Here is a 23,727-nt window from a genome sequence, read left to right on the forward strand (position 1 = left end):
ACGAGAGCGAGGACGTCCCGAATGAATGATATTATCCCCCGTCAGGCACCTAAGGTGCATAAAGCGTTTACGCCGCTGTTGGAAATTCGCAATCTCAGTAAAACCTTTGACGGGCAGCTCGCCGTCGATGACGTCAATCTCACAATTTATAAAGGCGAAATTTTTGCGCTGCTCGGCGCATCCGGCTGTGGAAAGTCCACGTTGCTACGCATGTTGGCCGGTTTCGAAATGCCCACCAGCGGGCAAATTGTCCTCGATGGGCAGGATTTAGCCCATGTGCCTCCCTATCAGCGCCCAATCAATATGATGTTCCAATCCTATGCGCTTTTCCCCCATATGAGCGTGGAGCAAAATATCGCCTTCGGTTTGAAGCAAGATCGCTTGAGCCGCGGCGAAATCGGCCAGCGCGTGGAAGAAATGTTGTCGCTGGTGCATATGCAAGAATATGCGAAACGTAAGCCGCATCAGCTTTCAGGCGGGCAGCGTCAGCGTGTTGCGTTGGCGCGCAGTTTGGCTAAACGGCCAAAATTGCTGCTGTTGGATGAGCCTATGGGAGCATTAGATAAAAAACTGCGTGAGCGCATGCAGTTGGAAGTGGCTGATATCTTAGAGCGCGTGGGCGTGACCTGCGTAATGGTGACGCACGATCAGGAAGAGGCGATGACGATGGCGGGGCGCATTGCCATTATGAATCGCGGTAAATTCGTGCAAATCGGTGAGCCTGAAGAGATTTATGAGCACCCAAACAGCCGCTACAGCGCGGAGTTTATCGGTTCGGTCAACGTCTTTGACGGCATCTTAAAAGAACAGTTAGACGATGCGTTGTTGATCCAAAGCCCCGGCTTGTTGAATCCACTCAAAGTGGATCTCGATGCCGCCGTGGTTGAGGGCGTTCCGGTGCAAATTGCTTTGCGCCCAGAGAAAATTCTGCTGTGTGAAGAGCCGCCGGAAGACGGCTGCAATTATGCAACGGGAGAAGTGGTGCACATTGCCTATCTCGGTGATTTGTCTATTTATCACGTCAAGCTGCTCAGCGGGCAAATGATAAGCGCCCAGTTACAGAACGGTCACCGTTTCCGTAAAGGCATGCCAACCTGGGGCGACCAAATCAAGCTGTGTTGGGATGCCGATAGCTGCGTGGTTCTCACCGTCTGAGGAGATAGCGATGTCTACATTGTTTACAAGTCGCAGCGATCGCCCTCCGGTTCAGCGGGTGGGAAAATTCACTGCGTGGCTCTACCGTTTACGTGGGGTGCATGGCCGTAAACTGGTTATTGCCTTGCCCTATCTATGGCTGATCTGCCTATTTTTACTGCCGTTCCTGACGGTGTTTAAAATCAGTCTGGCCGAAATGGCACGAGCCATCCCGCCGTTCACCGATTTAATGACTTGGGCGGACGACAAGCTGGATATTGCGCTGAACTTTGCCAACTATTTTCAGCTCTTTGACGATCCGCTTTATATAGATGCTTACCTTCAATCGCTGCAAATCGCCGCTGTCTCAACGATATGCTGTTTAGTGATTGGCTATCCGCTGGCGTGGGCGGTGGCGCACAGCAGTTCATCGACGCGCAATATTTTGCTGCTGCTGGTGATCTTACCGTCTTGGACGTCGTTTCTAATCCGCGTGTATGCATGGATGGGAATACTCAAAGAGAACGGCGTGCTGAATAACGTGCTGCTATGGCTCGGCGTTATCGATCATCCGTTGATTATTCTGCACACCAACACGGCGGTGTATATCGGCGTGGTGTACTCCTATCTGCCTTTTATGGTTCTGCCTATTTACACTGCGCTAACGCGTATTGATTACTCGCTGGTGGAAGCGGCGCTGGATCTCGGCGCGAGGCCAATGAAAACCTTCTTTAGAATCATCGTCCCTTTAACCAAAGGCGGAATTATCGCGGGCTCTATGCTGGTGTTTATTCCTGCCGTGGGTGAGTTTGTGATCCCTGAGCTGTTGGGTGGGCCGGACAGCATCATGATTGGGCGCGTGCTATGGCAGGAGTTCTTTAACAATCGCGATTGGCCCGTTGCTTCGGCAGTGGCGATCTTGATGTTGTTACTGTTGATCGTGCCGATCATGTTGTTCCATAAATATCAGAATAAAGAACTGGGGGCACACTGATGAATACTTTACCGGTTGTGCGCTCGCCCTGGCGTATTGTGATTTTAGCGGTGTGTTTTTTCTTCCTGTACGCGCCGATGCTACTGTTGGTTATCTACTCCTTCAACAGTTCCAAGCTAGTTACCGTGTGGGCAGGGTGGTCAACGCGCTGGTATAGCGTGTTATTCCATGATTCAGTAATGATTAGCGCAGTGGGATTAAGCCTAACTATTGCCGCTGCGGCGGCTACGATGGCGACCATTCTGGGCACCATGGCGGCGGTAGTGATGGTGCGTTTTGGCCGCTTTCGTGGCTCTAACGGCTTTGCATTCATGCTGACCGCTCCGCTGGTTATGCCTGATGTCATTACCGGACTCTCACTGCTGCTGCTGTTTGTGGCGATGGGACACGTGATCGGCTGGCCCGCAGAGCGCGGCATGCTGACGATTTGGATGGCGCATGTGACCTTTTGTACGGCCTATGTCACCGTGGTGGTCAGTTCCCGCTTGCGTGAGCTGGATAAATCGTTGGAAGAGGCGGCAATGGATCTGGGCGCTACACCGCTGAAAGTGTTCTTTGTGATCACCATTCCTATGATTGCCCCCGCGCTGGTTTCCGGCTGGCTTTTGGCATTTACGCTATCGTTAGACGATCTGGTTATCGCCAGTTTCGTGGCGGGACCGGGATCAACGACGTTGCCGATGCTGGTGTTTGCCAGCGTGCGCATGGGCGTTAACCCAGAAATTAACGCGCTGGCCAGTATTATTCTGCTGGTGGTGGGGGTGATTGGCCTGATTGCCTGGTGGTTTATGGCGAGAACGGAAAAACAGCGGTTGAAAGAGATCAGAAAAGCCGCAGGTGGTTAACTAAATAGAGCGTGTAACGCGTTCATTTGAAACATAAAGATCATAAACCGCTAGCCTGAACAACATAATTTGTCCTATCATGAGTTTTTCAGGCTAGCTTATGGAATAAGATGTCAGAAATACTGCGTAACCGGCATGAAATGCTGAGAAAATGGGCTTTGGCCCCGGTACCTGTATTAATTGCCGGCACGGCAATGATCGGTATTCATACGCTTGGATTTTTGCTGTTACTCCATGAGTTGGGCTTTGACGGTTTAAGCGCGTTTATTTCAGATAGCGTACAAAATTGGGATTCCATGCTGCTTTGTATCGCAAGCGTTGCGTTACTGAGTATTGAGATTGCCTGTGGGCTTGCCGTCATTCAGGGAAAAAACTGGGGACGCTGGGGATATTTGAGCTGTCAGATTACGGTGATTGGCTATATGTTGCTGGCCTCCCTTGGCTGGTTCCATCCTGAAATGTTCAGCGTAAACGGAGAAACCGGCAGCGAAATTTTCGCTGAGCTGCTGCGTTTAAAAATTCCTGAAATCATGATCTTAGCCCTGCTATTTATTCCCCTCGCTAGCCGCCGTTACTTTGGGTTGCAGAATCGCCGCAGGTAAACTCACCGGCGTTATTTACCGTCGGTGTTTCGCCAGAACCTAGGCCTTTATGCTACAATCCGCGCCGCCGTAACCCCATCTTTTCTTATTCAATAGAGTCTTTGTGATATGCACTGTGCCCTGTATCAGTCGGGAACCTGTCGCTCTTGTCAGTGGCTTGAAACGCCATATGCCCAACAAATTACCCAAAAACAGCAGCAACTAGAAGCGCTGATGTCTGCCTTGCCGGTCGGGCGTTGGCTATCCGTTGTCAGCAGTGCAGAACAGGCATTTCGTAATAAAGCTAAGATGGTTGTTAGCGGCAGCGTAGAGCGCCCGCTGTTAGGCATGCTGCATCGTGATGGAACGGCGGTTGATTTATGCGAATGCCCACTCTATCCCGACGCTTTTGCCGCGGTGTTCGATACGCTCAAAGTATTTATCGCTCGGGCCGGATTAACGCCTTACAACGTAGAACGTAAACGCGGTGAGCTAAAATATTTACTGTTAACCGAAAGTCAGAAAAATGGCCAACTTATGCTGCGCTTTGTATTGCGCTCGGAAACTAAGTTGGTGCAGCTGCGTCAGGCATTGCCTTGGTTACAGCAGCAGCTGCCTCAGCTCGCAGTGATCACGGCCAATATTCAACCGGTGCATATGGCTATTTTGGAAGGGGAGACGGAAATCTTTCTCACCGAACAGCAGGCACTTGAAGAGTCGTTTAACCAAATCCCGCTGTATATTCGCCCGCAGAGTTTTTTCCAAACCAATCCTCAGGTTGCCGCGGCGCTGTATGCCACCGCGCGTGACTGGGTGCGTGAGCTGAATGTCAGCAGCATGTGGGATCTGTTCTGTGGCGTGGGGGGCTTTGGATTGCACTGCGCAACGCCTGAGATGAAACTTACCGGCATTGAGATTAGTGCCGAAGCCATCGCCTGCGCGACGCGTTCTGCACAGCAAATTGGCCTGCATAACGTCCAATTCGCCGCACTGGATTCAACGCGCTTTGCCACCGCCGAAGGCGAAGTGCCTGAACTGGTATTAGTCAATCCGCCGCGTCGGGGAATCGGTGCTGAGCTTTGCGTTTATCTCAGCACCATGGCTCCGCAATACATTCTCTACTCAAGCTGCAATGCGCAGACTATGGCTGTAGATATTGCGCGCTTGGAAAATTACCGCATCGAACAAGTACAGCTCTTCGATATGTTCCCGCATACGGCACATTACGAAGTGTTAACCCTGCTGGTTCGTCAGGATCGGTAGCTGATTTTCTCGAGATCGAGCAAGGCTTTTTTGATCGGTAATCCGCCTGAATAACCGGTCAAAGAGAGATCTTTGCCGAGCACGCGATGGCAGGGAATGAGAATCGAAATGGGGTTTCTTCCCACTGCGCCGCCCACGGCACGCACGGCTTTCGGATTGTTTAACGCATTGGCAATGACCGAGTAGTGGCTGATGGTGCCGTATGGGATAGTAAGTAATTCCTGCCATACCGACTGCTGAAACGCTGTACCAACGGGCGCAAGCGGCAGGTTATCAAAACGTCGTTTTTCCCCCGCAAAATAGGCATCTAAACAGTCGCGGATCTGGCGGTTGATGCTGAAATCCTCATCTTCAATCCATTCGGAAGGGCAGACCTTTTCTTCTATCTCATTGGGTAGCCACAGCTGGCGCAACCCTTGTTCATCCGAAACTAATCTGAGCATGCCAACGGGCGAGGAATAAAGTGCGTGGTACATGAAGTCTCCCTGAGTTTGGTTTAGTCCACGTTAATTGGGCTAAGGTAGCAAAACGCGGCGAGGGAGGGTATTACCATGAAGGATAAGGGATAAAATTCAGAATTTCAGCGAACCCTCTCCCGATGTGGGAGAGGGGATTTTATTTATTGCGGGAACCACTGGTCGTTGATTTTTTTGTATGTGCCATTGGCTTTGATGTCGTCCAGCGCTTTATTGAGCTGTGCCAGCAGAGCGGTATTTTCAGGACGAACGGCAATCCCTAAGCCGGTACCGAAATATTGTGCATCGGTCACGTGATCGCCCACGGCGGCGAGATTAGGATTGCTTTTCAGCCATTCATTGACGACCGCGGTATCGCCAAATACACCGTCTAAACGACCACTTTTCAGATCCAAAATCGCGTTCTGATAGCTGTCGTAGGCCACGGTTTTAATTTCAGGATGCTTATCCTGTAAATATTTCTGATGGGTGGTGCCGTTTTCCATTCCTACGCGCAGGCCTTTCATATCGGCGAAGGTTTTATATTTGCCTTTGTCCGCAATGATAATGGCGGAGTTAGCGTAATAGGGCTGGGTAAAGGTGACCTGCTTTTGGCGCTCCGGCGTGATATCCATGCCAGAAATAACGGCGTCATAACGTTTGAATTTCAGCGCAGGGATCAGGCTGTCAAAGGCCTGATTGGTGAATGTGCAGGTTGCCTGCATCTGTTTGCACAGTGCCTTGGCCAAATCCATGTCAAAGCCAACGATCTGGTTGTTTGAATCCATCGATTCAAACGGTGGATAGGTGGCAGAAGAGGCAAAGCGGATCGTTTCCGCTGCGGTTGCGGTAAAACTCATTCCTGCCAGTAATGCACAAACCATCAGCTTTTTCATCGTAAAACTCCTGTCTGAAGTAGTATCTTTAGGCGACCGTCTTTATTTTGAGGTACTCGCGCGAACGGAACGACGTTCATGCGCAATGACGGCTAAGTGAACAGAATTGACTTTGCCACTAAGTGAATTTATATGCAATATATTTGGTTAAATATTTATTTTGTGTTTTTTATAGACACAAAAAAGCCAGCGCGATGGCTGGCTTTTAGTAAGTATTCTAAATGATTAGGTTAGTTTCTGCGTTCGAAGGCCAGTGCACGGCGTTCAACCATACGCATAATTAACGTGAGTAAACCATTTACGCACAGATAAATTACGCCCGCTGCGCCGAACACCATAACGTCGTAAGTACGGCCATACATCTGCTGGCTGTAGCCCATGACTTCCATCAACGTGATGGTGTATGCCAAAGAGGTGCTTTTAAAAATTAACACCACTTCGTTGGAATAGGACGACAGTGCGCGTTTAAACGCGAACGGCAGCAAAATACGTAGTGTCTGGCTGCGTGACATGCCTAAGGCTTCGCAGGATTGCCACTGACCGGATGGAATCGCCCTCACCGCGCCGTAGAACAGCTGAGTCGTATACGCCGCGCTGTTCAACGCCAAGGCAACCATGGCGCACAGCCAAGGCTGCGATAGCATACTCCACAACCACGGCGTCTGCTTTATCCAGTCAAACTGGCCAGGGCCATAGTAGATCAGGAAGATTTGCACCAGCAGCGGAGTGCCGGTAAACAGCGTGATATAGCCCTGAACCAACTGAGTCAGTACGACTGGGCGCAAGGTCAATACAATGGTGAACAGCAAAGCCAACACCAAAGCCACCAACAAGGAAACCACGGTTAACGTCAGGCTGGTCGGCAACCCTTGAATGATATCGGGAATGTACTCAAACATTAGGCATTCCCCCGCTCAAAGCGCGTGGTACGCAGTTCGATTCGCTTCAGAATATATTGGCTGAAAAGGGTAATAATCAAATAAATCGCCGCGGCAACCATATACCACGTAAACGGCTCTTGAGTTCGGGTGGCAATGCTTTTGGTTTGCAACATTAAGTCATTCACACTGATCAATGAAACCAGAGCGGTATCTTTCAGCAGTACCAGCCATTGGTTACCCAGTCCCGGCAGCGCATGACGCCACATCTGCGGCATGACCAAACGGAAGAAAATGGCGCTTTGGCTTAATCCTAATGCCTGACCGGCTTCGCGCTGGCCTTCAGGAACGGCTTTCAGTGCGCCACGCAGGGTTTGAGAGGCGTAGGCCGCATACAACATCGCCAGCGCAATAACGCCGCAAATGAAGGGGCTCACCTCAAAGTTTTCGATATTCAACTGGATAGGGATCTGGATAAAGCCCAGATTCAGATTAAAACCGTCTGAAAGCACCATCAAAAGCTGCGCTGAACCGAAATAGATAAACAGCACGACGAGAATTTCAGGTAGCCCACGCACCAGCGTTACCCATGCAGTGCCCAGCCAAGCTACCGGTTTAACGTGTGACGATTCCCATACGGCGAAAATCATGGCTAATATCAGCCCAAGAACTAATGCACAAAGCGCGAGGCCAACGGTCATACCCGCTGCGCTTAATAAAGGTTGAAATTCAATCATTGCTTGGAGCCTATCCCATCAGGCGCTATACACGCCTTAATGATACTTTTTATTACGCCTACAAAGATAGGCACTATACCCGTCATCTTTCAAACTGCAGGTGCGTTGGCTGCTCTCGTTCACCCGAATCACTTACTTATGTAAGCTCATCGGGATTCTCTCGTTTGCCGCCTTCCTGCATCTTGAAATCTATCGGGTATATTCTCTGAACCCGTGGATTGCCTGCACCACTAAAAACCTAAGCGATATTACTGCTGGAACCATTTGCTATAGATGGTTTTATAGGTGCCATCTTGCTTCAACTGGTTCAGCGCGGTGTTAAATTGGTTCAACAGTTCCGCGTTGTTCTGGCGCACGGCAATGCCCAGACCGGTGCCGAAGTAGTTCGGATCGGTCACTTTGTCGCCCACGGCGGACAAGGTCGCATTCTGCTTCAGCCATTCGTTCACCACCGCAGTGTCACCGAATACCGCATCCAGACGGCCATTTTTCAGATCCAGAATGGCGTTTTGGTAGCTGTCATACGGAACTGGCGTAATTTCAGGATGTTTTTCCTGCAGGTATTTTTGGTGAGTTGAACCGTTTTGCATCCCAACGCGTTTACCTTTCAGCGCAGCGATGTCGGCAACTTTGCCTTTCTCAGCGATGAACAGCGCAGAGTTGTCATAGTATGGCGCGGTGAAAGCAACCTGTTTCTGACGCTCTGGGGTGATATCCATACCGGAAATCACCGCATCGATACGTTTGAATTTCAGGCTTGGGATCAGGCTATCGAAAGACTGATTGGTGAATGTACAGGTCGCTTTCATCTGTTTACAGATGGCATTGGCCAGATCGATATCAAAACCCTGCATCTGGTTGTTGGCGTCCATGAATTCAAATGGAGGATAAGAAGCTTCGGCAGCAAAACGAATGGTTTCCGCCGCTGATGCAGAGACGCTGATACCGGCTAATACTGTGGCAATTATGATTTTTTTCATCGCAGACTCCAACTTCTGTTAGCTAATAGTTTGGTCAAAAACGACCCTGTTAACGTGTCAATCTAGCCCATTAGTGAGACAGGTAACCGGCAAACGCTTCGGTTTGCGGGTGAGCAAAATGGCTGGCGCCGCCGTGCTCAATCACTCTGCCTTGTTCCATATACACCACGCGGCTGGCGGTTTTACGTGCCACTTCCACTTCGTGAGTCACGATAACCTGTGTGATGCCGGTTTCAGACAGCTCGCGAATAATGCTAACGATCTGAGCGGTAATTTCTGGGTCAAGTGCCGCAGTCGGTTCGTCGAACAGTAAAACCTGAGGTTCCATCATCAGAGCACGAGCGATGGCCACTCGCTGCTGTTGACCGCCAGAAAGATGCAGCGGGAAACGATCCACATAGTCTGTTAGACGCAGGCGTTGCAGCAATTTTTGCGCGCGTTCTACGGCCTGAGCTTTGCTCAGCCCCAAGACTTTGCACGGTGCTTCAATCAGGTTTTGCATCACGGTCAGATGTGGCCACAGATTGTACTGTTGGAACACCATTCCGACGTTACGACGCAGTTCGCGGATCTCTTTTTCACCCGGTGTTTGGCTGAAATCGAATTGATTACCCGCAATAGAAAGTTGTCCAGAACGAGGCATCTCCAGCAGGTTTAATACCCGCAACAGAGAGCTTTTACCTGCACCGCTCGGCCCCAGTAATACCAAGGTTTCGCCCGCAGGACATTCCAGTGTGATGTCGAACAGCGCTTGATGTGCGCCGTAAAAGCAATTAATGCCGTTTATTTGAATACTCATGCGCGTTTACTGAATAGCCATTGATAGGGCAAATGTTAACTTCCACAGAATACTTATGCAATCTTTGTGCGTTAAAATTTATTACCGCACCCCTTAATCGCTTAAGATTAGCACAATATCACCTTTTTACCGGAAAACTGGCACATTCGCCCAGCCTCGACTAAATCCTCTTGGCTGAATGCATACAAAGTGAATGAATAAGAGACGGCATTAGGTTTTATTGATGCGGCGCACTTCATTCAGTGACTGGCTGAGATAGTCCAAAAAGGTCTTGAACAGCAGCGTCTGCCCACGTTTAGACTCATATAAGGCGTGAATTGAGTGAGGCTCGTTAGTCCACTCGGGCAAAATATGCACCAGTTCACCGGAATCAATATGATCTAAGCAGATAAACCGCGGCAGGCAGGTTATGCCTACACCGTTAATCGCCGCATAAACTACTGCGCGCATGTTATTGGTAATCAGGCGTGGGATGACGTTGAGGGTCACCTTTTCTTTATGCAGATTGATGAGACGCCATTGGCGGTTATTGTCATCGCTTTTTTTGATTATTGTTGCATGCTGTGCGAGCTCTGAAACATCGCTCGGCATGCCAAAACGCGCGATATAATCTGGGCTACACACTAATATTTGATGCTCAATGCACAGGGGTTTGACGTGCAGGCTAGAATCGCGCAGCGGGAGTGGCTCTGGGCGAATCGCAATATCAATACCTTCCGTCGTTAAATCAACGTCTCGGTTCATCGCTAACAGCTCAATTTCCACATCGGGATATTTTTGAATGAAGCGGCACACCACCGGCGCCATAAACTCTTCCGTCATCATCACCGGCGCGGCAATTTTCAGTTTACCACTTGGGTAGGCTAGCGCGTTGCTCACCAAATCTTCGGCCAGTTGAGCCTGCTGCACAGCCAGACGGCACTGCTCGGCAAACTTAAGCCCTAAATCCGTGACGTTAAAGCTACGGGTTGAACGTTGCAGCAGGCGAACGCCAAGGCTGTCCTCCAGCGACGCGATGCGACGACTGAGCAGCGATTTTGAAACCCCGAGCGCTTTAGCTGCGGCGGTATAGCCCTGATGATCGACGGCATGAACGAAGTAGAGCATATCGTTGAGATCGCATTTCATTTTATTGTCTCGTTTTTGCAACAATGTTTCCGAAAATTAGATATTTCGCTCTGTAATTGCAACCATTAATCTAGCAGCAGTTAATTTTTTTTAAAAAATGTATTTTTTAAAAACAGAATATCTTTAGGAATCAGAATGAAACTGCTGCATATCGATTCAAGTCCATTTACTACCCAATCGACTTCGCGCGTGCTGAGCGCCGCTATCGTGACCCAATTGCAGGAAAACCACCGCATTCAATCCGTCATCTACCGTGATGTCGGGCTCACACCGCCGCCACATTTAACCGAAGCCGTATTCAACGCGATGCGAACGGGGGTTGCTGGATGCAGCGACGAAGTTATTTACGCGGTTGATGCCGCTAATCAGGCGATTGAAGAGCTCAAAATGTGCGATGCGTTGGTGATTGGCGCACCGATGTTTAATCACTCCATCGTGACTAATCTCAAATCTTGGATCGATCAGGTCTGTCAGGCGGGGAAAACCTTTGCTTTTACCTCACAAGGTGCGCAAGGGCTGATTGCTGATAAGCCGGTATTTATTGCTTCAACACGAGGCGGCATCTACGCCGACGATGTACACCGAGCGATGGATTTTCAGGAGCCTTATTTAGTGTCGGCGCTGTCTTTGATGGGGTTAAAAAACGTCAAAATTATTCGCGCCGAGGGCGTCGATAAAACGTATCCGGGTCGCTCGGAAGCTCAGCGTATGGCGTTGGAAGAGATAAAAAACACCGTTTTTATCGATTAATACCGCATTCGAAAGGGAGAGAATAATGACAACACAACAATACGACCATCTCATCGTAACCGATCTGGTAAATTGGATTGAAAGCCATATCGACGACAAATTGTTAATTGATGATGTTTCACGCCAGTCGGGTTATTCCAAATGGCATATTCAGCGTAAATTTAAAGCCGTCACCGGCAAAACCATTGCCAGCTATATTCGCAACCGCAAACTAACACGCGCGGCGCTGGCGCTGCGTAAAACCGATCGTCGCGTATTGGATATTGCGTTGTCCTGTGGGTTTGATAATCAGCAGACATTTACCCGGATGTTCCGCAAACGATTTGGTATTGCGCCAGGGTCATATCGCGCAAGCGCTGATGCCTCTGCTCAGAATTTCATCTATCCAATCTAAATAAGTTAAACGCAAAGAAAACCATTATTCGAACTACGATGATTTTTGCAGGCGAGCTCAGCTATTCAGAACAGCGTTCTCTCTCCCTGACTTAATTCCGTTATTATCTCGGTTATTGTTGTGACTTAGATGATGACTGCGCAAGCTAAAGGGAGAGTCGGCATGGAACCACTAAAAGAGAAGAGTATCGTTTTAAAATCTGTACCTCAGCCACAGGTATTTCCAGATGCTCAGCAGGTAGAGCTTCTGGATGAAACCCTCCAGCTTCGCTTAGATCGTGTGTTGGCGCGCATGAAAGCATCTGGACATGACTATCTGGTGATTTATGCCGACAAAGAGCACGGGGCTAATTTTGAATATCTGACGGGGTTTATCCCTCGATTTGAAGAAGCGTTATTAGTGCTTGCTGCGTCAGGGAAGGCTTTTTTATTGTTGGGCAATGAAAACATGAAAATGTCCCAGCATGCGCGAATTGCCAATAAGGCCATCTGTGTACCTCATTTCTCACTGCCTAATCAGCCGATGGATAACCCGATGACGTTGGCTCAGGCGCTGAAAGATACCGGAATTCATCACGCGTCTTCAGTGGGCATTGTGGGTTGGAAAATGTTCACCAGCCCAACGGAAAATAACGAGCAGATTTTTGATCTGCCTTATTTCATGATGAACGCCATTCAGCGCGTCGTTTCTCCTCAAGCTAAGATTTGCAACGCGACGCATTTATTTATTGGCGGAGACAGCGGGGCGCGAGTCATCAATTCGGCCAACGAAATTGCCCATTACGAATACGGCGCAAATTTAGCCTCAACCTGCATGTTGCAGGCGATGAATGCGATAGAACTGAATAAAACAGAAAAAGAGATTGGGCATTATCTCACGGCGGACGGACAGCCAAATAACGTAGTAACGATTGCCGCGTTCGGTCAGCGGTTTAAAAATGCGCGCTTATATCCAGGTGAGAATCGTATTACGCTGTCAGATCGTGCCTCGTTGACGACCAGCTACAAAGGCGGTTTATCCAGCCGTGGCGGCTACGTTGCACATGATCAACATGATTTGCCACATGGCCAACAGGATTACCTCAGTGCCGTGGCAAAACCTTATTATCGCGCCGTTGTTGCATGGCTTGAATATATCGCGATTGGCGTAACAGGGGATGATATTTATCAGCGCATTGAGACTGTGCTACCTAAAGCGCAATACGGCTGGCACCTTAATCCAGGCCATCTGGTTGCTGATGAAGAGTGGATGAGTTCGCCAATCTATTCGGGTTCACAGGCTAAAATACACAGCGGTATGTTGCTGCAAATCGATATTATTCCCTCGGTTGCGGGCTATGCCGGTGCCAGCGCCGAGGAGTGTGTGGCTATCGCGAATGCCGAACTGCGCGAGCAGATTGCATGTAAATATCCTCTGGTCTGGGAGCGTATTCAACAGCGCAGAGCCTATATTATTGAGCATCTCAACATTGCATTAGGCGAGGATATTCTACCGTTGTCTAATTTGGTGGGTTATTTACGGCCTTATTTGCTGAATAAAGACATGAGCCTTTGCTGCGAGTGATGAGAACGCGTGAGGACGGAATATTTCAGTCCTCACGCATTCATTTATTTCACTTTCACCGCGGTACCACTCACGCTAACCATTAACATGCTGCCGTCTTTTCCTACGGTTTCGTAATCAATATCAATGCCGACGACCGCATTGGCGCCAAGCGATTTGGCTTGATCGTTCATTTCAGCAAAAGCTATTTCTCGTGCTTTGCGCAGCTCTTTTTCATAAGCGCCAGAACGACCACCGACAATATCGCGAATACCCGCGAAGAAATCTTTGAAAATATTGGCGCCGAGGATAGCCTCTCCGGTGACAACGCCGCAGTAGTCAACGATAGTAAGGCCTTCTAGGGATGGAGTTGTGCTATTACGCATGAAATATACCCTTCATACTTGAAGTTGCCGCTGCGTTGGCTGCGCTCTTTCACCCAAATCACTTACTTGAGTAAGCTCATTGGGATTCATTCGCTTGCCGCCTTGATGCAACTCCAATTATTTTGGGTATAGTCCCTTTAAAATTAAATGAAATTGCATACTGGAGTTTAAGACATGCCAAAACGGATTGGGTTCGCAGCGATGGCAATATTGTTGGCAATCGGCTTAGCTGGGTGCCAAAGCGCGCCGTCACAGCATCAACTGGTCAATCGAGGCACCTATCTGGTTGAAGATCGTCATCAGGCTCAGGGCGTCGATCAGCGCATCCGGTTTTTAGTGCTGCACTACACGGCAGAAGATTTTCACTCATCGCTAAAAACCCTAACCGATGAACACGTGAGTGCGCATTATTTGGTACCCGCGCATCCGCCTGCGGAGAACGGTAAATACGTGGTGTGGCAGTTAGTACCGGAATCGCAACGGGCATGGCATGCGGGAGCCAGTTTTTGGCGCGGACGAACGAGCCTGAATGACACATCGATTGGTATCGAAATCGTGAACAAAGGCTACCAGCAAGGCATGTTAGGCAAGATTTGGGCACCCTATACGCCGCAGCAAATTGAGCTGGTGGCTGCGCTTAGTAAAGACATTGTGCAACGTTACTCAATTGCGCCACAAAATGTGGTGGGGCATATGGATATCGCTCCACAGCGCAAGCTTGATCCGGGGCCGTTATTTCCGTGGCAACAGCTGGCTGAACAGGGTATTGGCGCATGGCCGGATCAAAACAGGGTAGATTATTATTTGGCGGGCAGAGCGAAAACGACACCGGTCGATGTATTAACGCTACAGAAGAAGCTGGCCGCTTATGGCTACGATATCGCGCTCAGCGGCAATAATGATTCAGTCTCGCGCAACGCGATCGCCGCGTTTCAAATGCACTTCAGACCCGCAAACTATCAGGGCGAACCGGATGCTGAAACAGAGGCGATTGTCGATGCGCTAATTGAAAAATATGGCAGCGTGGATCAATGACGATCGCGGTTTTGCAGGCGTCCATGATCTTTGAGCCAATGCGCAGTGCGAATAATGCCTTCATCAATGGAAACAATCGGATGATAGCCTAATTCAAGCTGCGCACGCGTGGTGTCGAGGGTCATATCGAAGTTGAGTTTTGCTACGCCATAGTGCGTTAGCGCAGGCTCTTTGGGGCTGTTGGCACCAATTTTCTCCATTCCGCGAGCCATCATATCCAGCATTGGATAAGGAATTGAGCGGATTTTGCATTTCACACCTAGCTCGTCAATTAAATGCTGCAACAAAGTGTGCAGATGACGTGGCTGATGGTTTGAAATATTAAACGTTCTGCCCGATGGCGTACTTTCGATCTGCGTTGCCAACCACATGGCATGCACCGCATTTTCTTCATAGGTCATATCAACTAATGCATCACCGCCGCGCGGTAGCAGCAAGGTGCCGTGCTTACGCATTGCGTTAAGTAAACGCGGTAGTAATACTTTGTCGTGTGGGCCAAACAGCCCTTGTGGACGCAGAATGGTGAAATGTGTTTGTGGATTAGATAACGCCAGATTCTGAATAACGTCTTCACCGGCTGCTTTGCTGCGTGCGTAGTAGTTGGCGTAGCGGTTTGGCACAAAATCTTCTTTGATATCGCGGTGATGGCGATAATCAAAATAGACGGCGGGCGAGGAAATATGAATAAAGTTGCGAACGCCGTAGGCGGCAGCCCATTCGCCGAGGCGGCGGGTTGAGCGTACGTTGGCCTTTTCAAAGAGTTCTTCTGAGCCCCACGGGGAGGTAAAACCATCGCAATGCCACAGCGTATCCACATCATTCAACATGGCCTTGGCCTGTGATGATACGAGGTTGGTGAGATCGGCATGAATAAATTCCGCGCCCATTTTTTTCAATAGGTCGCCCATGGCCTGATTTTGTCCAGTAGCGCGAACGCTAATCCCTTTTTGACGTAAAAACTCAACCGCATTACGTCCGAGACCGCTGGTTGCACCGGTCACCAATACTTTCATAACTTATCCGAATCCGCAGTGTGCCTAGGTTAATAGGCGTTTTATGGCTGATTTCAGCCAGCTAGTTCATTGCCCTGACTCAAATGGAAAGGGCGCTCTCATCGCTAATTTGACCGCGACTAGCAACAAGGGTGCCATTCTTCCGTGAATTTACTCTACATGCAATCAGATTACGGAGAGAGAGCGTAACAATTGTTTAGTTGCTCACAGGGTACGCGTTTTAGGATAGATGCGAGCCGTTGCCTCAGCAGGACTTATTATGCCAAGTCATGCTGAGGTGGGGTTAACTATCGCTGCTTATTTTCACGATCGTAGGCTTCGGCAAGCTTGGTTATTTTTTTGCTCATGCCACGGAAAATAAACAGATGAGCGGGCATCATGGCAAACCAATACAACAGGCCGCTGAATCCTGCGGGATGCCACCACGCACGTACATCCAGAACGCGTTTGTCGCCTTTGTCTTCAATAGTGAAAGTGAGGCGACCAAGCCCGGGAGCTTTCATGCCAAACATCATGGCTAACTGGCGCAGGGGTTTTACCGTGATAACTTTCCAGCCATCCACGAGATCTCCCAGCCCGAGAGTGTCAGTATCAGGCCGGCCATAGGCCACTTTATTGCCGATCATATCGTCCATTCTGGCACGAATAGCCCAGAGAATATTGGCATAAAAATAGCCCTCTTTGCCGCCGATTTGCTGCACCACATGCCATAGGGCTTCTGGAGAGGCACTGGTTTCTTGCTCATATCCGGCGTGCTTTGGATAGAAACCGTAGCCCGGCCGCCAGCGTTCACGGGCTTCAGGATCGTAACCCCAGTCAGCGGAGTTGACGACTTCGGCCTCTTTATCCAACGTGTCTTGTACCGCCTGATCGAATTTGATCAGCGTTTGGGGAATGAGCCGTTCAATGGCGGTGCTGTGTGCGGGAAGATCGTGTTTCAAACCTTCGATCAACGCACGGGAAATCGTGGTGGGAACCGACGTGATCATACTGAGAAAATAGACCGAGACCCAACGCGTTGGGATTGGCAGCGGAATCATCCAACGCTTTTTGCCGCTCAAGGCAATAAACCGCTCAAACATCGTTTGATAGCTGATGTATTCGGGGCCTGCGACGTCAAACACGCGGTTGCCAATGGCGGGATGATTGAGTAACTCGGTGAGATAGGTCAGCAGATTCTCAAGGGCTATCGGCGATGTTTTCGAACGCACCCAGCGTGGCGGCGTGAGGATCGGCAGGTTATAAACCATATCACGCATCACTTCAAAAGCGGCTGAGCCTGGCCCGATGATGATGCTTGCCCGCAGTTCCGTCACCGGAATTCCGCTGGCGCGAAGTGCATCACCGGTTTCTTTGCGTGCCACTAAGTGGCGTGATGACTCGCCGTTGGGCTGAAGGGCGCCGAGAAAAATAATTTGTTTCACGCCCGAATTGCGCAGTGCTTCGCAGGTGTTTTTGGCTGCGTTAATTTCACCGGTCACGAAATCATGGCTATCACCCATGCCGTGAACCAGATAATAAACGACATCAATATCAGCCACGGCAGCGGGCAGGGTTTCTGGTTTATGAAGATCGACGTACTGGCATTCGACACGCGGCCAAGCCTGTTCACGTAGCCAGTCAATTCGGCGCGCGGCGGCTCTGACTGAATGGCCTTCTTCAACTAATTTGGGAATCAGGTGTTGCCCGATATAGCCGCTGGCACCCAGCACTAAAATCCTTTGTGGGGTCATAGTTAAACCTAAGCAGATGAGAATATATTTTATTATTTTAGGATGATGCCCGCATCGCTGGGATAAGCGTGCGGGCTATGACTTATGTTAGCCGTAAATCGCCTTGGTGGCTGTGGTACTGCTCTGAGTATTGATAGATTGTTTAAACTCTTTCCATAGGGAAACTAGTTTTTCTAGATCTGAACGTGAGACGTCGAGATGCGTCACAATACGCGTGACCGGGCCTGCGCTCATCAGTACGCCGCGCTCTTTCATCCATCCGCCTAATTGAGCAGCTTCATGTGCGGGGACTTTGAGGAACAGCATGTTAGTTTGTGCTCCTGGCGCCAAAACTTCGACACCAATCGCGCTGAGCGCATTTGCCAGCCACTGCGCGTTATCATGGTCTTCTCGCAGACGTTCAACGTTGTTGAGCAACGCATAGCGTGCCGCTTCGGCCAATATACCGGCCTGACGCATGCCGCCACCGACCATTTTGCGCCAGCGACGCGCTTGTTTGATGTATTCAGCGCTGCCGCACAACAGCGAACCAATCGGCGCGCCCAGTCCTTTGGAGAGGCAAATAGTCAGGGTGTCGCAATACTGTGTCAGCGTCGATAGCGGTACGTTAAGCGCCACCGTGGCATTCATAATACGTGCGCCGTCAACGTGCAGCGCAAGGCCTTTCTCACGCGTGAATACCCATGCCTGTTGCAGATAGTCGAGCGGTAAAACTTTGCCGTTATGGGTATTTTCGATGCACAGCAGCTTGGTGCGCGCAAAATGAACATCATCGGGTTTGATAACGCTGGCGACGACGTCGAGCGGCAACGTGCCATCGGCTGCGGCATCAATGGGCTGTGGCTGGATACTACCGAGAACAGCAGCACCGCCCGCCTCAAACAGATAGTTATGCGCTTTTTGTCCAACGATATACTCTTCACCACGCTGGCAATGTGTCAGCAGCGCCACTAAATTTGCTTGTGTACCCGTTGGCAAAAACAGTGCGGCTTCTTTACCGGTAAGCTCGGCGGCTTCTTGTTCAAGCAGGTTAACGCTGGGATCGTCACCATAAACATCATCGCCGACTTCGGCACGAGACATGGCTAAACGCATGGCGTCACTTGGACGGGTAACGGTATCACTACGAAGATCGATCACGTACTGCTCCTTAATCCCTTGGTTTTGCGCTGGCTGACGCTTGGCTTCAACGTGGGGTGTAGATTATTAAGTGATTAGAATAGGATTTTTATAAACCTTATTCTTTGTAGCATGCGCGTTTGTAGACTCAAAACTGAAAATGGCGGATAGCGAATGATCTGCGGCAATGACCGCAAATTAGATGAAAAAACGGCGCAGAATTTCTGCGCCGGATGAGTGAGTTCGAAAGAGAAGGACGTGAGGGGTTAGCGTAGCCAGTTGGTTTTGGCTAACTCCACCACTTCGTCCCCACGACCGTTGATAATGGCGCGTAGCATATAAAGACTGAAGCCTTTTGCCTGTTCAAATTTAATCTGCGGCGGCATAGCCAGCTCTTGCTTGGCGGTAACTACGTCGACGACGACCGGTCCATCGTGGGCGAAAGCTTCAGCCAGCGCGCTGTTTAACTCCGAGGCTTTTTCTACCCGAATTCCCTTAATCCCCGCAGCGTTCGCAATGGCGGCAAAATCGGGATTATGCAGGTCGGTACCATCGGTGAGATAGCCACCGGCCTTCATTTCCATCGCCACAAATCCCAACACGCTGTTGTTGAAAATAACGATTTTGACCGGCAATTTTTGCTGAGCTAGCGTGAGGAAATCGCCCATTAACATAGTAAATCCACCGTCACCGCACATGGCGATAACCTGACGATCCGGGTGGCTTCCTTGTGCGCCTAGGGCCTGTGGCATTGCGTTAGCCATAGAACCGTGGTTAAACGAGCCCAGCAACCGGCGTTTGCCGTTCATTTTGAGATAGCGCGCAGCCCATACGGTTGGTGTGCCGACGTCGCAGGTAAAGATGGCATCTTGATTGGCCAGTTCGCTGATTTGCTGTGCCAAATATTGTGGATGAATCGGCTGGTCATCGTTGGACGTCGCCAGTGCATCCAGATCTTTACGCGCCTTGTGGTAGTGCTCTAGCGCTTGATCCAAGAACTGGCGATCGCTGCGAGTGTCAAGCATAGGCAGCAGCGCTTGGAGCGTTGATTTCACATCGCCGAGCAACGGTAAATTGACGGCGCAGTGCGAACCGATGCTGGCCGCATTGGTGTCCACCTGCACGATGGTGGCGTTAGTCGGGTAAAACGCACGATAGGGGAACTGGGTGCCGAGCAAAATCAGAGTATCGGCGTTCATCATGGCATGGTAGCCGGAGGAGAATCCGATAAGCCCTGTCATCCCAACATCATACGGATTATCCCATTCAACGTGCTCTTTGCCACGCAGCGCGTGAACAATCGGCGCTTTAATCTTTTCAGCAAACTGGATTAGCTCGTCGTGGGCACCTTCACAGCCGCTGCCGCACAGCAGGGTGATTTTTTTGCCGCTTTCCAGAATGTTTTTAAAGGCTTCCAGCTCGCTTTCCGGTGGCAAAACGCGAGGCAACAAAGGCGTGTGCCAAACGGGGTTGGCATCTTCCGGTGCGGGACGCAGCGCAACATCTCCCGGCAGCACAATGACCGAAACGCCTTTCTTAAGAATGGCTTGACGCATCGCCACTTCAAGCGCTTGAGGGAGCTGTTCTGGGTTGGAAATTAATTCACAGTAATGGCTGCATTCACGAAACAGTTCTTGTGGATGTGTTTCTTGAAAATAGCCGCTGCCGATTTCGCTGGAAGGGATGTGCGCCGCGATGGCGAGTACCGGAACGTGGTTGCGGTGACAATCAAACAGGCCATTGATTAGATGAAGGTTGCCCGGCCCACAGGAACCCGCGCAGACGGCGAGCTGTCCGGTAAGTTGTGCTTCGGCACCTGCGGCGAAAGCCGCGACTTCTTCATGGCGTGTGCCAATCCAACGTATGGTTCCCATTCTTAACAGGCTATCGCTGAGGCCGTTTAAGGAGTCGCCGGTGACGCCCCAAATACGTTTTACGCCAGCCTGATCGAGTGTTTTAGCGACTAGGGTTGCAACAGTTTGCTTCATGAACACCTCCCTTAAATGAATTCAGGTAGCTCGCTCATTGACGCTTTCATTGAGCGAGTGAAAGTCACGTTGCTGTCGGCAATGCCGAGTGCATTGTCTGCCATCGAGAAGACCACTATACATTTTGTATTATAAATATTGTAGAAATGTTATCGCAATGAGGCATTACTGAAAGATATTAGAATGGGGGAGGTAGGGCGAATAAGCGGGTCATCAGCTGATAAAGGAAACAGGACGACCCGACTTGTTAGGCAATAATCTTAAGCAATAACCACATCGCTATTTAGCTGGCAAGAGCAGGCAAGTACATACCCTTGCGCGATTTCGTCCGGCGTCAGCGTCATGGTGCTGCTGGTGGTGTAATCGCCGCTAAGAATACGGGTTTTACAGCAACCACAAACCCCTGCACGGCAAGCCGCCTGAATAGGAAGCTTGTTTTGTTCCATCGCGAACAGCAGCGTAGCGCCCACCGGTGCATGATAGGTGTGCAACGGGGTGTTGGTGGTGAGCTTGAGCGTTGCACCATCGGCATCGTTATCGGCTACCACTTGGAACTGTTCTTGATAGAAGTTTTTTGCTGGAACACCCAGATCGAGGGCGAGCTGTTTGACCGCTTTCATGTAAGGCGCAGGGCCACAGGTCATCACGGTGCGGCTAGCAATATCAGGGCAAATCTGCTCCAGCGTTTCACGCGTAATTCTGCCGGCCAAAAACTCTGTGGTAGCTTCGCTTTCAGCCATTAGCGTTAGCTTCAGCTGTGAATAACGTGCATCAAGATCGCGCCACTCATTGGCAAAAATCACGTCGCGTGGGGTACGCACATTGAAAATAACCTGCACATGGGCTTCTGGGCGATTCGCCAATAGCCAGCGGGTCATAGACATGATTGGCGTCACACCACAGCCAGCGGCAAGCATCAGGTAGCGATCGGCAGGTGCATTAGCGCAGGTAAATTCGCCTTGCGCATCGGAGAGCCACAGCTGTTGCCCCGGATGAACTTCCTGTGTCAGCCAGCGCGAGCCTGCGCCGTCGGGTAAGCAACGCACGCTGATCGTAATGAATTTACTTTGCCCCGGAGACGAAGACAGCGTGTAAGCGCGCAGCGTTTCTTCGCTATCACGAATGCTCACCAGCGCATATTGCCCCGGATGGTAACGGTAGAAATCGTGGCAAATAAGAGAAATTGTCCAGACGTCCGGCGTTTCCTGATGAATGGAATGCACCTGCATCTGATTAGGGCAGAGGGGAGTTGGCATTGTCATCATGTTTTCTCAATTCGAAAGCCGCAGACCCGAAGGACTGCGGCTTTAAGGTGACATCAAATGCGATTACGCGCCCAGAATTTCGGTCATATCCGCTTCAACCGTAGAGATAGAACGCATGCCGAATTTTTCATTCAGAATGGCCATCAGGTTGTCGGTTAAGAAGCCCGGAGCCGTTGGGCCGGTGTAGATATTCTTCACACCCAGAGACAGTAAGGTCAGCAGGATCACGATGGCTTTCTGCTCAAACCAAGACAGAACCAAGCTCAGTGGCAAATCGTTCACGCCACAGCCTAATGTTTCAGCCAGTTTCACCGCGAGCATGATTGCGCCGTAGGCATCGTTACACTGACCGACATCCAGCAAGCGTGGCAAGCCTTCCAGAGTACCGAAGTCCAGCTTGTTGAAACGATATTTACCGCAGGCTAACGTCAAGATCAGGCAGTCTTGAGGCACGGCGCGAGCGAAATCGGTGAAGTAGCTACGTTCAGCGCGGCTACCGTCACAGCCACCCACCAAGAAGACGTGGCGCAGTTTTTTCTGTGACACTAAATCGATGACGGTATCTGCCGCGTTCAGCAAGGTCTGGCGACCAAAGCCGACGGTGATCATGTGTTCGATTTCGTTGTATGGGAAACCTTCACACACCTGAGCCTGAGCGATGATCTGGCTGAAATCGTCACCTTCTAAATGACGCGCACCTGGCCAGCCAACGATGCTACGGGTCCAAATTCGGTCAGTGTAGTTACCGACGTTTGGATCGATGATGCAGTTAGAGGTCATCAAAATTGGGCCAGGAAACTTAGCGAATTCGGTTTGCTGGTTCTGCCAGCCGCTGCCGTAGTTACCGACCAAATGCTTGAATTTTCTCAGTTCAGGGTAGCCGTGTGCGGGTAACATTTCACCGTGGGTATAGACGTTTACGCCAGTCCCTTCGGTTTGTTCCAGCAGCATACGCAGGTCTTTCAGGTCGTGACCTGAAATCAGAATGGCTTTGCCTGCAACAGGGCGAACGTTAACGGAGGTTGGCGTTGGATGACCGTAAGCGTCGGTTTCACCTTTGTCCAGAATCGCCATCACGTTGAAGTTCATTTTGCCGATGCCCATGGCATTATTCAGCAGGGTATCAACATCGCGTGGCTGAGTACCTAACCATGCCATATAGGCGTGGAATTCAGCATAAATATCATCGCTGTACTGGCCGAGAACATGGGCGTGTTCCATATAGGCCGCAGCGCCTTTCAAACCATACAGGTTAAGCATGCGCAGGCCGTGAACGTCGTCGCCGATTTCTGCTTTATCGTTGTTGAGCGCGAATTCTTCAGCCTGCTTGCGCAGGGTAGCAAGGTCTGAACCTGCCAGCTGTAAATCAGCTAATGGATGATCCACCTGTGCGTTAGCGTCAACCGCGCGGCAGGCTACCATCAGCGCATCGCGCATTTCTAACGCTTCACGTGCATAACCGACGATACGTTCTGAATCGAAGTTAACGTTAGTTAGCGTAGAGAAGAAGGCGCGAGGCACGAAGTTATCAATATTGTGGTCGATAATGCCCAGCTCACGTGCTTTCAGTGCCCATGCAGACAGGCCTTGTAATGCTGCAACCAGCAGATCTTGTAGGTCAGACGTTTCAGCAGTTTTGCCACACATACCTTGGGCGAAAGAACAGCCATTACCCGCAGGCGTTCGGATGGTTTGTTCACATTGGACACAGTACATTCTGGGCTTCCTTTTAAAGTTGCATTTATTATGCTTGTTTTAAGAGTAGTCCCGTCCAGTGAGGTAAAAAAGGAATTTTTGAGGCAACTTTAGCTT

Annotated in this window: 23 protein-coding genes; 9 read left to right on the forward strand and 14 right to left on the reverse strand. The window is 50.2% G+C overall.

Annotated features, from left to right (window positions below; all coding sequences use genetic code 11):
• Window positions 1-21 precede the first annotated feature (21 nt).
• The 5 genes from potG to rlmC all read left to right on the forward strand — a co-directional run bounded on the left by potG (window position 22) and on the right by rlmC (window position 4,817).
• Window positions 22-1,155, forward strand: coding sequence for a putrescine ABC transporter ATP-binding subunit PotG (gene potG / locus RSC70_RS06990; RefSeq protein ID WP_130997799.1), 1,134 nt, complete (start codon window positions 22-24; stop codon window positions 1,153-1,155).
• Window positions 1,156-1,165: 10 nt separating this feature from the next.
• A complete protein-coding gene (gene potH, locus RSC70_RS06995; RefSeq protein WP_130997798.1) occupies window positions 1,166-2,128 on the forward strand; it encodes a putrescine ABC transporter permease PotH in 963 nt (320 codons plus the stop codon).
• On the forward strand, window positions 2,128-2,973 hold the full coding sequence (potI, locus tag RSC70_RS07000) for a putrescine ABC transporter permease PotI (RefSeq protein ID WP_332542102.1): 846 nt from the start codon (window positions 2,128-2,130) through the stop codon (window positions 2,971-2,973). The genes potH and potI overlap by 1 nt, the downstream gene beginning before the upstream one ends.
• 110 nt (window positions 2,974-3,083) lie before the next feature.
• Window positions 3,084-3,575: a YbjO family protein gene (locus tag RSC70_RS07005; protein ID WP_282814881.1), complete on the forward strand. Its 492-nt coding sequence runs from the start codon at window positions 3,084-3,086 to the stop codon at window positions 3,573-3,575.
• A 108-nt stretch (window positions 3,576-3,683) separates the two neighbouring features.
• Window positions 3,684-4,817, forward strand: coding sequence for a 23S rRNA (uracil(747)-C(5))-methyltransferase RlmC (gene rlmC, locus RSC70_RS07010; protein ID WP_332542103.1), 1,134 nt, complete (start codon window positions 3,684-3,686; stop codon window positions 4,815-4,817).
• On the opposite strand, the gene RSC70_RS07015 is transcribed toward rlmC, so the two are convergent.
• From RSC70_RS07015 to RSC70_RS07045, 7 genes are all read right to left on the reverse strand, one after another.
• The gene (locus RSC70_RS07015; RefSeq protein WP_234619002.1) at window positions 4,805-5,293 is read right to left on the reverse strand and encodes a methylated-DNA--[protein]-cysteine S-methyltransferase; all 489 of its coding nucleotides are present in this window, start codon (window positions 5,291-5,293) and stop codon (window positions 4,805-4,807) included. The genes rlmC and RSC70_RS07015 overlap by 13 nt on opposite strands.
• Window positions 5,294-5,436: 143 nt before the next feature.
• Window positions 5,437-6,168, reverse strand: coding sequence for an arginine ABC transporter substrate-binding protein (artJ, locus tag RSC70_RS07020; RefSeq protein WP_046358732.1), 732 nt, complete (start codon window positions 6,166-6,168; stop codon window positions 5,437-5,439).
• Between the two features lie 230 nt (window positions 6,169-6,398).
• The gene (gene artM / locus RSC70_RS07025) at window positions 6,399-7,067 is read right to left on the reverse strand and encodes an arginine ABC transporter permease ArtM (protein ID WP_040045874.1); all 669 of its coding nucleotides are present in this window, start codon (window positions 7,065-7,067) and stop codon (window positions 6,399-6,401) included.
• Complete coding sequence (artQ, locus tag RSC70_RS07030; protein WP_063587469.1) at window positions 7,067-7,783, reverse strand: arginine ABC transporter permease ArtQ; 717 nt, start codon at window positions 7,781-7,783, stop codon at window positions 7,067-7,069. The genes artM and artQ overlap by 1 nt, the downstream gene beginning before the upstream one ends.
• A 248-nt stretch (window positions 7,784-8,031) precedes the next feature.
• On the reverse strand, window positions 8,032-8,763 hold the full coding sequence (gene artJ / locus RSC70_RS07035; protein WP_025800925.1) for an arginine ABC transporter substrate-binding protein: 732 nt from the start codon (window positions 8,761-8,763) through the stop codon (window positions 8,032-8,034).
• A 70-nt stretch (window positions 8,764-8,833) separates the two neighbouring features.
• Entirely contained in the window at window positions 8,834-9,562 is a 729-nt protein-coding gene (gene artP / locus RSC70_RS07040; RefSeq protein ID WP_234619001.1) for an arginine ABC transporter ATP-binding protein ArtP, read from the reverse strand.
• Window positions 9,563-9,772: 210 nt separating this feature from the next.
• Window positions 9,773-10,690, reverse strand: a complete 918-nt coding sequence (locus RSC70_RS07045; protein WP_234619000.1) for a LysR substrate-binding domain-containing protein — start codon at window positions 10,688-10,690, stop codon at window positions 9,773-9,775.
• Window positions 10,691-10,825: 135 nt separating this feature from the next.
• On the opposite strand from RSC70_RS07045, the gene RSC70_RS07050 reads away from it, so the two are divergent.
• From RSC70_RS07050 to RSC70_RS07060, 3 genes are all read left to right on the forward strand, one after another.
• Complete coding sequence (locus tag RSC70_RS07050) at window positions 10,826-11,440, forward strand: FMN-dependent NADH-azoreductase (RefSeq protein WP_234618999.1); 615 nt, start codon at window positions 10,826-10,828, stop codon at window positions 11,438-11,440.
• Window positions 11,441-11,465: 25 nt separating this feature from the next.
• A complete protein-coding gene (locus RSC70_RS07055) occupies window positions 11,466-11,834 on the forward strand; it encodes a helix-turn-helix domain-containing protein (RefSeq protein WP_040045877.1) in 369 nt (122 codons plus the stop codon).
• A gap of 162 nt (window positions 11,835-11,996) precedes the next feature.
• On the forward strand, window positions 11,997-13,397 hold the full coding sequence (locus RSC70_RS07060; RefSeq protein WP_234618998.1) for a M24 family metallopeptidase: 1,401 nt from the start codon (window positions 11,997-11,999) through the stop codon (window positions 13,395-13,397).
• Between the two features lie 44 nt (window positions 13,398-13,441).
• On the opposite strand, the gene RSC70_RS07065 is transcribed toward RSC70_RS07060, so the two are convergent.
• Window positions 13,442-13,762 (reverse strand): heavy metal-binding domain-containing protein, encoded by a 321-nt coding sequence (locus RSC70_RS07065; protein ID WP_025800931.1) that lies wholly within the window; start codon window positions 13,760-13,762, stop codon window positions 13,442-13,444.
• A 174-nt stretch (window positions 13,763-13,936) separates the two neighbouring features.
• On the opposite strand from RSC70_RS07065, the gene RSC70_RS07070 reads away from it, so the two are divergent.
• Window positions 13,937-14,797, forward strand: a complete 861-nt coding sequence (locus tag RSC70_RS07070; RefSeq protein ID WP_130997791.1) for an N-acetylmuramoyl-L-alanine amidase — start codon at window positions 13,937-13,939, stop codon at window positions 14,795-14,797.
• On the opposite strand, the gene RSC70_RS07075 is transcribed toward RSC70_RS07070, so the two are convergent.
• The 6 genes from RSC70_RS07075 to hcp form a co-directional block, all read right to left on the reverse strand.
• The gene (locus RSC70_RS07075; protein WP_025800933.1) at window positions 14,791-15,810 is read right to left on the reverse strand and encodes an NAD-dependent epimerase/dehydratase family protein; all 1,020 of its coding nucleotides are present in this window, start codon (window positions 15,808-15,810) and stop codon (window positions 14,791-14,793) included. The two genes, RSC70_RS07070 and RSC70_RS07075, sit on opposite strands and share 7 nt — an antisense overlap.
• A 287-nt stretch (window positions 15,811-16,097) precedes the next feature.
• On the reverse strand, window positions 16,098-17,543 hold the full coding sequence (locus tag RSC70_RS07080; protein ID WP_332542104.1) for a DUF2867 domain-containing protein: 1,446 nt from the start codon (window positions 17,541-17,543) through the stop codon (window positions 16,098-16,100).
• A gap of 87 nt (window positions 17,544-17,630) precedes the next feature.
• Entirely contained in the window at window positions 17,631-18,683 is a 1,053-nt protein-coding gene (gene ltaE / locus RSC70_RS07085; protein ID WP_063587462.1) for a low-specificity L-threonine aldolase, read from the reverse strand.
• A gap of 245 nt (window positions 18,684-18,928) precedes the next feature.
• Window positions 18,929-20,650 (reverse strand): ubiquinone-dependent pyruvate dehydrogenase, encoded by a 1,722-nt coding sequence (gene poxB, locus RSC70_RS07090; RefSeq protein ID WP_234618997.1) that lies wholly within the window; start codon window positions 20,648-20,650, stop codon window positions 18,929-18,931.
• A 260-nt stretch (window positions 20,651-20,910) separates the two neighbouring features.
• Window positions 20,911-21,912 (reverse strand): NADH oxidoreductase, encoded by a 1,002-nt coding sequence (hcr, locus tag RSC70_RS07095; RefSeq protein ID WP_234619167.1) that lies wholly within the window; start codon window positions 21,910-21,912, stop codon window positions 20,911-20,913.
• Between the two features lie 66 nt (window positions 21,913-21,978).
• A complete protein-coding gene (hcp, locus tag RSC70_RS07100; RefSeq protein ID WP_234618996.1) occupies window positions 21,979-23,631 on the reverse strand; it encodes a hydroxylamine reductase in 1,653 nt (550 codons plus the stop codon).
• Window positions 23,632-23,727 lie beyond the last annotated feature (96 nt).

It is taken from the genome of Hafnia sp., assembly GCF_036648275.1.
Classification (GTDB): Bacteria; Pseudomonadota; Gammaproteobacteria; order Enterobacterales; family Enterobacteriaceae; genus Hafnia; species Hafnia alvei.